Origin of the sequence: Rodentibacter haemolyticus, from assembly GCF_015356115.1 — a bacterium.
GTDB lineage: Bacteria > Pseudomonadota > Gammaproteobacteria > Enterobacterales > Pasteurellaceae > Rodentibacter > Rodentibacter haemolyticus.
The window spans coordinates 133,577-147,632 of the sequence record NZ_CP063056.1 but is presented as its reverse complement, the minus strand read 5'-3'; the positions used below and the strand labels follow the sequence as shown (position 1 = coordinate 147,632).

Below are 14,056 nucleotides of genomic sequence, written 5' to 3'. Positions count from 1 at the left end.
AAGTTGAAGCAGCGCTTGCAGAGTTGTTTGCTGCAGAGGCAGAAGATGAAGCTGCGCTTGCAGAGCTGTTTGCTGCAGATGCAGAAGTTGAAGCAGCGCTTGCAGAGTTGTTTGCTGCAGAGGCAGAAGATGAAGCTGCGCTTGCAGAGCTGTTTGCTGCAGAGGCAGAAGATGAAGCTGCGCTTGCAGAGCTGTTTGCTGCAGATGCAGAGGTTGACGCTGCACTTGCAGAACTATCAGCAGCCGATGCGGAAGATGTCGCATTACTTGCAGCGGTTGATGCTGTTGATGCTGCTGTTGAAGCAATTGATGCTGCAGTTGAAGCTATATTAGCTGAGCTATTTGCTGCAGAAGCAGAAGATGAAGCTGCGCTTGCAGAGCTGTTTGCTGCTGACGCAGAAGATGAAGCTGCGCTTGCAGAAGTACTTGCAGCCGAAGCAGAAGATGCAGCGGCACTTGCAGAGTTACTTGCTGAAGAAGCAGAAGTTGACGCTTTAGTTGCAGAGCTATCAGCTGCTGACGCAGAGGTTGATGCTTTGGTTGCAGAGCTATTTGCTGCAGAAGCAGAAGTTGACGCTTTAGTTGCAGAGCTATCAGCTGCGGATGCAGAGGTTGACGCTTTGGTTGCAGAACTATTTGCTGCAGAAGCAGAAGTTGACGCTTTAGTTGCGGAGCTATCAGCTGCGGATGCAGAGGTTGACGCTTTGGTCGCAGAGCTGTTTGCTGCAGAAGCAGAAGTTGACGCTTTAGTTGCAGAGCTATTTGCTGTAGAAGCGGAGGTTGATGCTTTGGTTGCAGAACTGTCTGCTGCTGATGCGGAAGATGTCGCATTGCTTGCAGAAGTTGAGGCAGATAAAGCAGCTGATACAGCCCTAGAGGCTGCGCTTGCCGCTGTTGAAGCCGTTTTACTAATATCTCCGGCTGATGATGCAGCAGATTGCGCTGTACTTATTGCGGTTGAAATGGCACCGGCTGCTTGTGATGCTTGACTCGCAGCTGCTTGGGCCGTTGATGCTATGGTATTTATTTTTTTTACTGTGGCGTTATCAAGACCAATGGTTAACGTTTGTTTTTTTTCAGCGTAAGTTGTACCATTGCCGTAGGCGTAATTCTCATTTAAATTGCTAGAGCTTCCCTCAGCACCTGTCGTTTTACTCAAACCGGTTTTGATCCCATTCACACCTTGTATAACAAGCGTGTATTGTGCTCCATTTCCGGAGTCCCAAGCTCCGGCTTTTGAATTAGGCCAATTATAACCTGTACCGGGTACTGTGATACTACTTGCTGTAACCTGTTGTGCAAAAGCAATTAATGCACTTGCTAAGAGGGTCTTTTTAAATCCGGCGATCATTCCGGCTGCCCGTTTTACAGTGCTTTTGGATGATTTCCCTACATAGTTGTTGGCGAATTCCGACACTACAACGTATGTGTTTCTTTTTCGGTCGAAAACGACCTTAAAAATTTTATTCATTTCTGAATACCTTATCTATTTTACAATTAATTATCACAAATAAAGTTGCTATTCCGGACGGTAAGAATTTCTACCTTGAGAATAGCGGTCGGGTAGTTTAAATTACTAATTGATAATTTCAATACCTGAAATTTTTTTACGGAGAGTTTTTTATAAAAACATGAGGGGGTAAATGATAGTAAATAAGACTATAAATTTTCATCGTGCTTTATATAAGAAAGATTATCTATATTTATTTCTATAAAATGATATGTAGTTATTCTTTTGGTTATTTGTTTTTATGGGTTATTAGTGTTTTATTTGTTTTATGTCATTGAGATTTATTGATTTTTTTATTTTTATTGTTTTTGTTTTTTATGAGTTTAAATAATTTTAAAATATGGGTAAAATGCTTTTAAATTTATTCTTTTTTATGTTATAATTTGAACAATTGAACAATTGAACAATTGAACAATTGAACAATTGAACAATTGTAAAGTTTTGTAAAGTTTTGTAAAGTTTTGTAAAGTTTTGTAAAGTTTTGAACTCCTAGAAATCGTCTTGGTTTTTAGTGTTTGCTAAGGATTCTCCTATTATGAGTGCAGAAATCGAACTCAAACTTATTGTTTCGCCGGAAATACTTAATTTATTGGCGCAACACCTTCAACAATTTAATCCTCTCGAACATCAACGCATTTTTTTAGGTAATACCTATTACGATTATCCTGATAATTTTCTTGCCAAGCAAAAAATGGGCTTACGTATTCGTCAAGAAAATCAGTCAATTACGCTGACGCTGAAAACAGATGGTCAGGTGGTAGCGGGATTGCATAATCGCCCTGAGTATAATTTGTTGTTGTCGAAAAAGGAAACGCCAACGAATGAACTATTGCGTACCCTGTATGCCTTTGAGCAGTTACCAACAACAACGTTACAGCCAATTTTTTCCACGGATTTTGACCGCACTTTTTGGTTAATTCCATTTCGTGATTCTAAAATTGAAGTGGCCTTTGATAAGGGGAAAATCGTAAATGGCGACCATTCGCAGTCAATTTGTGAAATTGAATTTGAACTGAAAGCAGGAAAGATGAGCGATCTTTTCTATTTTGTTGAGGAATTACCGTTTTTAACGGACATTTATTTCAGTAGTGCCAGCAAAGCAAAACGTGGTTATCAGCTTGGTCAAGCTGCGGTTTTAACTGATTGGTTAAATAAATGGCGTGATTTTTTGAAAGCCGAACGAGAAGAAAACGTGGTAAATTTTGAGACAAAATTTAATGCGCTGTTAAAAATGGAACAGGATTTAGTCGAAGAAACCCTTTCGTTGCCAAGTGAAGTATTTAGCCAAGATTTTATGAAAACTGTGGAGCGGGTTGGGGCGTTTTTCAATTTGTATCATTATTATGACGAAAATAAAATGTTGCTGGAAAACGTGGTAGCAGAGAAAAATAGTACCTTGGTAGACGAGAACTTCCTTGATGTTTTATTAGAAAGCAACCAACACTTTTTCAGTGAAATTCAAGGTCTTATTCGTTTTCACAGCGAAACCAAGGATAACGAAAAAACCATTGAAAAATTGACCGCACTTTTTAAAACCCGTTTTTATTTTGAACGAATGCTAAAATTAATGCGTTTGTCGGTCTCAGACGACCAGATAATTCATCATTAAATTCGGTATTATGTAGCAGCATAAATATTATGGTTTCGTAAGGACGACACGCTTGGCGTCCATATTAAAAACATAAGTAATCAATAAGATAAATATAGTGGACGCTAGCGTGGTGTCTCTACAATCATTCAAAAATACGATTTTGTGAAACTGCTATATAATGCTGATTAAATTGATTTTATTTTAGGCGTTAGTAAAACCTTCTTAGTATGGAGAGATAAAATGGCGAAAGCCCCGAAAACGGCTTATGTGTGTAATGATTGCGGTGCGGAATTTTCCCGCTGGCAAGGGCAGTGTTCCGCCTGTAAAGCTTGGAATACAATCAGCGAAGTGCGGTTGATTTCAGCCTCAAAACCAAAAAATGATCGTTTTAGCGGTTATGCAGGTGAAACCCAAGCGAAAATTCAAACGCTTTCTGAAATCAGTTTGCAGGAAACACCTCGCTTTACCAGTGGATTTAAAGAACTGGATCGTGTTCTCGGCGGGGGTATTGTACCGGGGAGTGCGATTTTGATTGGCGGTCATCCCGGCGCAGGAAAAAGCACACTCTTGCTGCAAGTAATGTGCGGATTGGCACAAAAAATGACCGCACTTTACGTCACCGGGGAAGAATCTTTACAGCAAGTGGCAATGCGTGCCAATCGATTAGGGCTACCGAATGATAAACTCAATATGCTTTCGGAAACCTCGGTTGAACAAATTTGCAATCTTGCGGATCAGCTTAAACCGCAAATTATTGTTATTGATTCCATTCAAGTTATGTATTTAGCCGATATTCAATCTTCGCCGGGTAGCGTGGCACAAGTGCGGGAATGTGCCTCTTTCTTAACGCGTTATGCTAAAACACGCCAAGTGGCGATTATTATGGTGGGACACGTAACAAAGGACGGTACACTTGCCGGACCGAAAGTATTAGAACACGCAATCGACTGTTCATTGCTGTTAGAGGGCGAATCGGATTCCCGTTATCGCACTTTACGTAGCCATAAAAACCGTTTTGGTGCGGTAAACGAATTGGGTGTATTCGGTATGACGGAGCAGGGACTGCGTGAAGTGAAAAATCCTTCCGCCATCTTTTTGAGTCGTGGAGATGAACAAACTTCAGGAAGTTCGGTTATGGTACTGTGGGAAGGAACGCGGCCGTTGTTAGTCGAAATTCAAGCCTTGGCAGATCATTCTATGTTGGCTAATCCACGGCGTGTTGCCGTGGGGCTGGAGCAAAATCGTTTGGCGTTGTTGCTTGCCGTGTTGCACCGACACGGCGGATTGCAAATGGCGGATCAAGATGTTTTTGTAAACGTCGTCGGGGGTGTTAAAGTAACTGAAACCGGTGCGGATCTTGCACTACTACTCGCCCTTATATCCAGCTTTCGTAATCGTCCTTTACCGCAAGACCTGGTGATTTTCGGCGAAGTGGGGCTTGCCGGTGAAATTCGCCCGGTACCGAGCGGGCAAGAACGAATTAGTGAAGCGGCAAAGCACGGTTTCAAACGCGCGATAGTACCTTTCGGAAATAAGCCGAAAAGTGCGGTCGAAAATATGCAGGTTTTCACGGTGAAGAAATTATCGGACGCATTAGATGTGCTGGATAATTTTTAGAAATGCATTGTCATACTGAAAACTTAGTGAAAATCCGCTAAAATAACGGGTAAAAACGGGTAACGAAAAATGGAAAAAAAATTAAAAGCATTGGATGCGATTGATATAAAGATTCTCAATGAATTGCAACGCAACGGTAAAATTTCTAATATTGATCTTTCTAAAAAAGTCGGGTTATCGCCTACACCTTGTTTAGAACGTGTGAAACGTTTGGAAAAACAAGGGGTTATTATGGGCTATCGTGCTTTACTGAACCCGGAGTTGCTTGATGCTCCGCTGTTGGTGATTGTGGAGATCACGCTGGTGAGAGGTAAACCGGATGTGTTTGAGGAATTTAACGCGGCTATTCAGGCGCTTGATGAAATTCAAGAATGTCATCTCGTATCGGGGGATTTTGATTATTTACTGAAAACACGTGTGGCGGATATGGCGGCTTATCGAAAATTATTGGGCACAACGTTACTACGCTTACCCGGTGTGAATGACACACGCACTTATGTCGTGATGGAAGAAGTTAAACAAACCAATTATCTTGTTTTAAAAGAAAAATGATTAAAAGAATTACCGAACGTTTTACGCCAAAACAATATTTTGGAGAATTGCTCTTTGGATTGACCGCACTTTTCGGCTTATATTTGATCATCGCTTGGTCAAGCTATACGCCGTTGGACAATTCTTGGTCAACGGCCAGTTTTCAACAGGAAGCCATCAACAAAGCCGGTGCTTTTGGGGCTTGGGTGATTGATGCCTGTTTTGTCTTTTTCGGCTATGTGGGGAATTTAATCCCGTTTTTGCTTTTTCTTGTGCCGCTGTTTTTATTAAAAGCCAAAGCCGTTCGTTCGCTCTCTTTAACAAAAGTCGTGTTACGTGGTTTCGGTTTTATTATGTTGTTTATCGGTTTAACGGTAATGGCAACCTTATTGCTTTCTAACACGAATTATTACTTATCCGGTGGAGTGCTGGGCGGTAGTCTTGTGGTTTCTCTTTACCCTACACTCGGTAAGTTCGGTTGTATTTTTGCAGGTTTTGTTTCAGCCGTTATCGGTTTTATTTTCTGTTCCGGCGCTTCTTTAATCCGTCTTATCGTGCGTTTTTATCATTGGCTGACAATGAAAAATGATGAGAAAGAAAGCGCAGAACAAACTACGGAATCGATTGAAGAATTAGAACAAATTGTGATTCAGAAACCGGCAGAGTTGTTTGATAAAAAGAATGAGCGATCAGAAGAATCAAGTGAAAATAATACCACCGAAAATACTGAAATAAATGCAGAAAACCCATTGATTCAGCCGGAAAAATTAATCAATATCAGCGGATTATCACCAAGTGTGAATATTTCTTCCTCCGATCATGAAAAAACGCCGGCATTTAATGATACTTTTGATGGTTTTAAAACGGACAACTTAGACGAACTACCGAAAGTGAGTATTTCAACTCAAGGTGATTTGCCGCTGCAAGCGGGTTTTACGCCGATTTGGTCAAAAGAGGCTGAACAAGAAGAATCACAAAGTGAGGTTGATTTTTCACCTGTTGCTTCATTAGGTGAACCTGAAATACCGAAGGTATCGCTTGCTCCGACAAGGGTTAATTTTGCCTCGAAACCGACCGCACTTTCATCCGATCATGATATGGAAAATACCGATAAAGGAAGAGACAGCCTAATGGGCCTATTTGCGGCTTCTGTGGAACAGGAAGTGAATGCAAATGAAAATATGTTAAAAGTAACGTTGGCAGAACCTGAAGGTCAAGTTCAAGAAAAACTTCAAAATACGGCATCGGTTTACAAGCCTTATGGTGATTCTTTAATTCACCCGGCACTTCAGATGCCTACCCAAAAACGTGAAAAACCAAACACGCCATTGCCAAGTTTGGATTTGCTGGAACACCGTCCGACACAAGCGCAAAATATTACGCGGGAAGAAGTTGAGGAAACCTCACGCCGTATCGAACAACAGTTACGTAATTTTAATGTCAAAGCCACCGTAAAAGATGTGCTTATAGGGCCTGTGGTAACACGTTATGAGCTTGAATTACAACCGGGAATTAAAGCATCGAAAGTAACGGGAATTGATACGGACTTGGCGCGTGCGCTAATGTTTCGTTCTATTCGGGTTGCCGAAGTTATTCCGGATAAACCTTATATCGGCATCGAAACCCCGAATGCGCATCGTCAAATAGTGCCATTACGTGATGTGTTAGATTGTAAAGAGTTTCGTGAATCTAAAGCCATTTTGCCGATGGCGCTAGGAAAAGATATTAGCGGTAAACCAATTGTGGTGGATCTCGCCAAAATGCCGCATTTACTGGTTGCCGGTTCAACGGGTTCCGGTAAATCCGTAGGGGTTAATACGATGATTTTAAGTTTGCTTTTCCGTGTTCAACCGGAAGAAGTGAAATTCATTATGATAGATCCGAAAGTGGTGGAGCTTTCCGTCTATAACGACATTCCGCATTTGCTTACGCCGGTTGTGACGGATATGAAGAAAGCGGCAAATGCATTGCGTTGGTGCGTAGATGAAATGGAGCGCCGCTATCAATTACTTTCTGCCTTACGTGTACGTAATATTGAAGGCTTTAATGAAAAAATTGATGAATGGGAAGGTATGGGAAAACCGATACCGAATCCTATTTGGAAGCCGGGCGATACGATGGATCAAATGGCTCCGCCATTGAAAAGATTAAATTATATCGTGGTGATCGTTGATGAATTTGCCGATCTGATGATGGTTGCCGGTAAACAAATTGAGGAATTAATTGCACGCCTTGCACAAAAAGCCCGTGCTATCGGTATTCATTTGATTTTGGCGACACAGCGTCCCTCTGTTGATGTTATTACCGGCTTAATTAAAGCAAACGTACCGAGTCGTATTGCTTTTACCGTGGCAAGTAAAATTGACTCACGTACTATTTTGGATCAAGGTGGCGCAGAGGCATTACTCGGTCGTGGCGATATGTTGTATTCCGGACAGGGTTCTTCCGATCTTATTCGTGTGCACGGTGCCTTTATGAGTGATGCTGAAGTGGTACGTATTGCGGATGATTGGCGCGCGCGCGGTAAACCGGATTATATTGATGGTATTTTAGAGAGCACCGATGATGAAGAACAAACGGATAAAGCAATAGGAAGCGGTGGTGAACTCGATCCTCTTTTTGATGAAGTGATGGAATTTATCCTGACGACAGGCATTACCTCCGTTTCCTCAATTCAACGTAAATTCAGTGTGGGTTTTAATCGCGCTGCACGAATTATGGATCAAATGGAAGAGCAGGGCGTAGTAAGTCCATTACAAAATAACAAACGTGAAATTCTTGCACATCGCCCTGATTATTAGTTTTTATTCTAAAAAGGAAAGTAAATGAAAAAAACATACTTAAAATTGACCGCACTTGCGTTGATGGGATTTAGCAATATGGTGTTTGCAGATGCAGCGGGTGAATTACAAACCCGTTTAAGCCAAGTGAACGTACTAAGTGCGGATTTCTCCCAAACCGTTACTTCGGTCGGTGGACAAAATGTGCAGCAGGGCAGTGGTAAAATTCAAATCAAACGTCCGAATTTATTCCGAATGGATACCAAATCACCGCAAGAAACACAGATTATTGCCGATGGCAAAACTCTTTGGTATTACGATCCTTTCGTACAACAAGTGACGGCACAGTGGGTAAAAGATGCGGTTAATAATACGCCTTTTGTATTATTAACCAGCAACGATAAAAGTCATTGGAATCAATATTCGGTAACACGGCAAGCGGATACTTTTATCCTCAAACCAAAATCGGATAAAAGTAATATTAAACAATTTGATATTCGCGTGGATTCAAACGGCGTATTGAAAAACTTTAGTACCACCGAAAAAGACGGGCAAACCAATCTGTATGTCTTGCGTAATATCACCAATCAAGGACTGGAAAATAGCTTATTCAAATTCACAGTGCCGAAAGGTGTAGAGTTGGATGACCAACGTAAAAAATAATGACAAGGGCGTAAGGATTACGCACTTAATTTTTTTACCTTGAATTTCATAGGAAATGAAGTATGGCTAACCTTGATTTTGATTTTTCAGAGAATGATTTTCGACCGCTCGCCGCAAGAATGCGCCCGACAAATCTTGATCAATACTTCGGACAATCTCATCTTATTGGCGAAGGGAAACCGTTACGCAAGGTTATTCAAGCAGGTCATATTCATTCTATGATTTTCTGGGGCCCGCCGGGAACAGGAAAAACAACCTTAGCCGAAATTATCGCAAACCGTATCAATGCCGATGTTGAACGTATTTCAGCGGTAATCGGGGGGGTTAAGGAAATCCGTGAGGCGATAGAACGGGCAAAACAAAATCGCCTTGCAGGACGTAAAACGATTTTATTTGTAGATGAAGTCCATCGTTTCAACAAAAGTCAACAAGATGCCTTTTTGCCGCATATTGAAGACGGCACGATTATTTTTATTGGCGCAACCACAGAAAATCCTTCCTTTGAACTCAATAACGCTCTACTTTCTCGTGCTCGTGTTTATGTGTTGAAATCCCTGACGATTGAAGAAATCGAACAGGTTTTGCAACAAGCGATTCAAGATCCTGAACGAGGTTTAGGTAAAGAGCGGTTGATTTTAGAAGAGAATTTATTAAGGGTATTGGCAGAATATGTGAATGGTGATGCACGCCTTGCTTTGAATTGTCTTGAATTGATGGTGGATATGGCGGAGGGCAATGAAAACGGCAAAAAAATTGACCGCACTTTATTAAAAGAAGTATTGGGAGAACGCCAAGTCCGTTTTGATAAACAAGGTGATCGTTTCTATGATCTCATTTCTGCACTGCATAAATCCGTACGAGGCTCTGCGCCTGATGCCGCATTATATTGGTATGCACGTATTTTAACGGCAGGCGGTGATCCGCTTTATGTGGCAAGACGGCTTTTAGCCATTGCCTCGGAAGATGTGGGGAACGCCGACCCACGAGCAATGCAGGTGGCGCTTGCTGCTTGGGATTGCTTTACCCGAGTGGGATCTTACGAGGGAGAACGTGCGATTGCGCAAGCGATAATTTATCTTGCGGTTGCGCCAAAAAGTAATGCCGTTTATACCGCTTTCAACAACGCGAAACAGCAAGCGAAATCTTTACCGGATTATGATGTTCCTCCACATTTACGTAACGCACCGACTAATCTGATGAAAGAACTGGGCTATGGTATGGAGTATCGCTATGCGCATGATGAGCCGAATGCCTATGCTGCCGGTGAAAATTATTTCCCGGAAGAATTAAAAAATACGCAATATTATTTCCCAACCAATCGAGGAATGGAGATTCAGATTAAAGAAAAGTTGGATCGTTTGCGGGAGCAAGACAAAAGTGCGGTTAAAAAACGCTATGAATAGCGGTAAATTTATCTTGCAAGAAAGGGATAATGGGAGAAAAAATGCGTGGGAATTACCACGCATTTTTGTTAGAACATACTACGTCCGCTTTCTGTTTTTTCCGGTACGCTTTGAATAACATCCCAGTGTTCTACGATTTTACCGTCTTTATCAAAACGGAAAATATCCACTACCGCTTCACCGCGATCCTTATCGTCTAATTGGCTATGCACGTGTAATGCAACCAAATCACCATCAGCCAATACGCGTTTTACTGTCGCTTTTGATTTCGGATGTGCTTTTAAGAAGGGGGTAAAAGCATCAATAAAGGCTTGTTTGCCGTCCGCTACGGTCGGATTATGTTGAAGATACTCTTTACCGATATATTTATCACTCGCTTCTTGTAATTTATGTTGATTGAATACCATTTCATAAAAATCAAGTGCAGCCTCTTTATTTTGTTCAGGTGTCGCTGCGAAAAGATTGGTTGAAAATGCTAAAAGTGCGGTTGCTAAAATCGTTTTTTTCATAAAATTTCCTTTGTAAGCTGTTAGAAAATGTGGCGAATTATAACAAAATAATATTCCGGTACTAGGTGAAAATAAGAAATATACTTTTTCTTATGATGAAATAATAAAAACTTAAAACGGATTGAAGAGATTGGCTTGATCCGTATAATTAGCAGTTTGTTTTCTTTGGGATAAGTATAATGGCAAAAACAAATTCAAAGGTCTTTTTGGTAATTTTACTCGGTGTACTTTCGGCATTTGGGCCTTTCGTAGTGGATCTCTATTTGCCTGCGTTACCGCAATTGGCGACTTTTTTTGAAACAACGGCATCAATGACACAATTGACTCTTACCACCGCAATGATTGGGTTAGCGGTCGGGCAGCTGTTGTTAGGGCCGATTAGCGATAAGTTCGGACGTAAAAAACCGCTTATTCTTTCTTTGATTGTTTATATTATCAGCACGGTTTTGATTATATTCTCACCTAACATTGAAACAATGATTGTGCTTCGTATTATTCAGGGATTGTCTTCGGCAGGAAGTGTTGTGATTTCCCGTGCGGTGGCAACGGATCTTTATCGTGGTCGGGAAATGACGCGCTTTTTCGGTTTATTAATGACAATTAACGGTATGGCTCCCATTATTTCCCCGATCTTGGGAAGTCTTTTACTTGAATATATTAGCTGGAAAGGCGTGTTTGTATTTCTTGCCTTAATCGGTGTGATTGTGCTTATTTTCTGTTTCCGTTTGAAAGAAAGTTTAAAGCAAGAAAATCGCTTGGAAGGTTCTATCCTTTCCACTTTTTCTACTTTTGGCATTATTATCAAAAATCGTCAATTTATGAGTTATGTCGGTATTGAAAGCTTTTTACTTGGTGCAATGTTTGCCTATATTGCCGCTTCACCCTTTATCCTACAAAGTTTTTATGGATTAAGTGCGTTTGCTTTTAGCCTATGCTTTGGGGCAAATGGTAGCGCATTGGTATTGGGGGCGAATATGGGAGGAAAACTTTCAAATCGAACCGCACTTTCTGTCGGTATATTCGGTTTTTTTGCCACGGCGATTTATACCATTGCGGTCTTATTAAGTCAGCCTTATTGGTTTCTCGTGGAGGTTGGATTCTTTTTGATGCTGCTATTAATGGGATTAACTTTCCCGGCTATTTCTTCGCTTGCGATGGAAAGCGAACGCCAATATGCAGGTAGTGCTTCCGCCTTATTAGGCTTCGCCCCTTTCTTTTTAGGTGGTGTGGTTTCGCCCTTAGTGGGCATCGGCGATATTTTTTACTCGACTGCTGCTGTGATTTTTATTTGTGGTTTGTTGGGAACAGGGCTTTATTTGATGATTCGGAAAAATATTGCGGAAGCTGTGGAATAGGGAAAATCTGTTTTGTTTAGGAGTAGGGTGTGTTAGCCGTAGGCGTAACCACCTTTTGTGAATTTATCAATAAATTTCATTCTAGTGCATTACGGCTTCGCCTAACGTCACATTTAGGGTAGGGTGGGCAAATTTTTGCCCACCATTTCAATCGGGGGAATTTTCGGTGGGCAAAAAATTTGCCCACCTTACGCACCATTTCATTATTAAACCTTATTAATCATTACGGATACTTCAAAAACAATTCTAAAATCGACCGCACTTTTCTATACCTTTTCTACACAATACACACTTCCAATTTCAGTTGTTTGTTGTGGAATTGGTGAAGGGTGCTGCGGTGTCCTATGCTGAGAATGATCATATTCGGTAAACGTTCTTTGATAATTTGATAGAGCGAATACTCGTTTGCTTCGTCCAATGCAGAGGTGGTTTCATCAAGGAAAACCACGTCCGGTTTGGTTAGCAAAATACGAATAAAAGCGACCCGTTGTAGTTCACCCGGTGATAAAATGGCTTGCCAGTCATTTTCGGTATCAAGGCTATGAAGATATTTTTCTAAGTTGCAATCATATAGGGTTTGTTCAAGTTCCGGATGGTGGGGATTTATATTCGGATAACAAATTGCCTCACGTAGCCTGCCTTGAGGCATATAAGGACGCTGAGGCAGGAATAGGCTCCCCATACAAGGGTGTTCGGCACAGCCGATGGTTTCAAAGGGATAAATACCTGCAACGGCTTTTAATAATGTGGTTTTTCCCGTTCCGGATGCTCCTTGAATCAGTAAGGCATCACCGCTTTCAAGGACGATATTGATGTTATTTAATAAAATGCGTCCTTGCTCATCTTTCACCCCGAAATCTTTCAATGCAACACGATTGGAGCAAATGTAGGGCTGAGTGATTTCTGAATTATCCAATTCGTCTAATTTTGTCATAAATCCGTAAAGACGATTTAATCGGGCTTGGTAAACGGTAAATTCTTCATAAAATAAACGGAAGAAAGAAAGTGCAGTCATTAATCGATTAAATGCCTGCACGGTTTGGTGCATATCGCCAAGTTTGATTTGCCCTGTGAAAAAACGAGGAGCTTGTAGCATTAAAGGCAAGAGTTTGGCAACTCGGGTTACTCCGTTATTAAAACCATCTAATCCGAGCATTTTTAGAACGATTGCCCAGCGGTTATGAATAATTTGAGAAAACTTACTTTTCAGTAACATCCGTTCTTTCGGTTCGCCGTGATAAAAAGCGATACTCTCCGCATTATCACGCACCCGAATTAAAGAATAACGATAGTCGCCGTTGAGTTTTTCTTTATTAAAGTTCAGTTTAATCAGAGGATGTCCGATCCAAACGGACATTAGCGTGGCGAAAATAATAAAGGCGTAAATAAAGAATACGACACCTTTTTCTATATTTATGCCGAACAAACTCAGCATTCCCGAGAGTGACCAGAGAATAATGGTAAATTCAATAGTGGTGAGAACTGAATTGATCATTCCGCGAACGATTTGTACCGTGCTGCTAATAAACTCACGGGCATCTTGTTCAATACGCTGATCGATATTATCGGGTAAATCCCGTTCGTATTTTAGGCGATAGTATTTTTTATTTTCTAACCAGCGTTTTACCAGTATTGCATTAAGGCTTTCTAACCAGCGAATTTCAAATACTTGACGCAGAAAATAATCGGCTATGGAATGAATGACCTGTACAAGCACCAAGAATGCGTTGAGCTTAGCAAAAAACCAAAATTTATCGGCATTCAGTTCTTGCATTGAACTATACAAGCCGTTGTAAAAGAAAGAGTTAAGTACGCTAAACCGCACTTCAAGCAGAATCATAAGAAATAATAGCAGCAGTATGCCGATGATTTTGAGGTGATTTTGCTTGGTTACAGAAGGAGCGGTAATTCGCCAAAATTTTTTGCCGAAAGCGGTTTGCTTTAATGCCGTTAGGGTAAGAATAAAGCCGATAACCACCCAGAAAAGTGCGGTCAAAATCCAGCTTAAACTGTTATTGAGTTCGGTTTGCCAGTTCATAAATTTCTATAAATGAAAAAAGGCGAAAGCATTTTCGCCCTAATCTAAGTGAATTTAAT

General features: G+C 41.1%; 10 protein-coding genes and 1 pseudogene. 8 read left to right on the top strand and 3 right to left on the bottom strand.

Annotated elements, in window-relative coordinates; translation table 11 throughout:
• Positions 1-23: 23 nt before the first annotated feature.
• Entirely contained in the window at positions 24-989 is a 966-nt protein-coding gene (locus tag IHV77_RS00775) for a coiled-coil domain-containing protein (RefSeq protein WP_194812273.1), read from the top strand.
• 419 nt (positions 990-1,408) lie between these two features.
• Here IHV77_RS00775 and IHV77_RS12010 read toward each other — a convergent pair.
• Positions 1,409-1,471: pseudogene (locus IHV77_RS12010) on the bottom strand (ESPR domain-containing protein); the annotation flags it as partial.
• A 574-nt stretch (positions 1,472-2,045) separates the two neighbouring features.
• On the opposite strand from IHV77_RS12010, the gene IHV77_RS00765 reads away from it, so the two are divergent.
• The 6 genes from IHV77_RS00765 to IHV77_RS00740 all read left to right on the top strand — a co-directional run bounded on the left by IHV77_RS00765 (position 2,046) and on the right by IHV77_RS00740 (position 10,095).
• Positions 2,046-3,119, top strand: coding sequence for a CYTH domain-containing protein (locus tag IHV77_RS00765; RefSeq protein WP_194812272.1), 1,074 nt, complete (start codon positions 2,046-2,048; stop codon positions 3,117-3,119).
• 222 nt (positions 3,120-3,341) lie between these two features.
• The gene (gene radA, locus IHV77_RS00760) at positions 3,342-4,718 is read left to right on the top strand and encodes a DNA repair protein RadA (RefSeq protein WP_194812271.1); all 1,377 of its coding nucleotides are present in this window, start codon (positions 3,342-3,344) and stop codon (positions 4,716-4,718) included.
• Positions 4,719-4,787: 69 nt separating this feature from the next.
• Positions 4,788-5,270 (top strand): leucine-responsive transcriptional regulator Lrp, encoded by a 483-nt coding sequence (gene lrp / locus IHV77_RS00755; RefSeq protein ID WP_194812270.1) that lies wholly within the window; start codon positions 4,788-4,790, stop codon positions 5,268-5,270.
• Positions 5,267-8,050, top strand: a complete 2,784-nt coding sequence (locus tag IHV77_RS00750; protein WP_194812269.1) for a DNA translocase FtsK — start codon at positions 5,267-5,269, stop codon at positions 8,048-8,050. Before lrp ends, IHV77_RS00750 begins: the two co-directional genes overlap by 4 nt.
• A 24-nt stretch (positions 8,051-8,074) precedes the next feature.
• Positions 8,075-8,692 (top strand): outer membrane lipoprotein chaperone LolA, encoded by a 618-nt coding sequence (gene lolA, locus IHV77_RS00745; RefSeq protein WP_194812268.1) that lies wholly within the window; start codon positions 8,075-8,077, stop codon positions 8,690-8,692.
• 62 nt (positions 8,693-8,754) lie between these two features.
• Entirely contained in the window at positions 8,755-10,095 is a 1,341-nt protein-coding gene (locus IHV77_RS00740; protein ID WP_194812267.1) for a replication-associated recombination protein A, read from the top strand.
• 68 nt (positions 10,096-10,163) lie between these two features.
• Here IHV77_RS00740 and IHV77_RS00735 read toward each other — a convergent pair whose 3' ends face one another.
• The gene (locus IHV77_RS00735) at positions 10,164-10,604 is read right to left on the bottom strand and encodes a nuclear transport factor 2 family protein (protein WP_194812266.1); all 441 of its coding nucleotides are present in this window, start codon (positions 10,602-10,604) and stop codon (positions 10,164-10,166) included.
• Between the two features lie 179 nt (positions 10,605-10,783).
• Here IHV77_RS00735 and IHV77_RS00730 point away from each other — a divergent pair, with 179 nt between their 5' ends.
• Positions 10,784-11,959, top strand: a complete 1,176-nt coding sequence (locus IHV77_RS00730) for a multidrug effflux MFS transporter (protein ID WP_194812265.1) — start codon at positions 10,784-10,786, stop codon at positions 11,957-11,959.
• Positions 11,960-12,236: 277 nt separating this feature from the next.
• Here IHV77_RS00730 and IHV77_RS00725 read toward each other — a convergent pair whose 3' ends face one another.
• Positions 12,237-13,997 (bottom strand): ABC transporter ATP-binding protein/permease, encoded by a 1,761-nt coding sequence (locus tag IHV77_RS00725; protein WP_194812264.1) that lies wholly within the window; start codon positions 13,995-13,997, stop codon positions 12,237-12,239.
• Between the last annotated feature and the right edge of the window lie 59 nt (positions 13,998-14,056).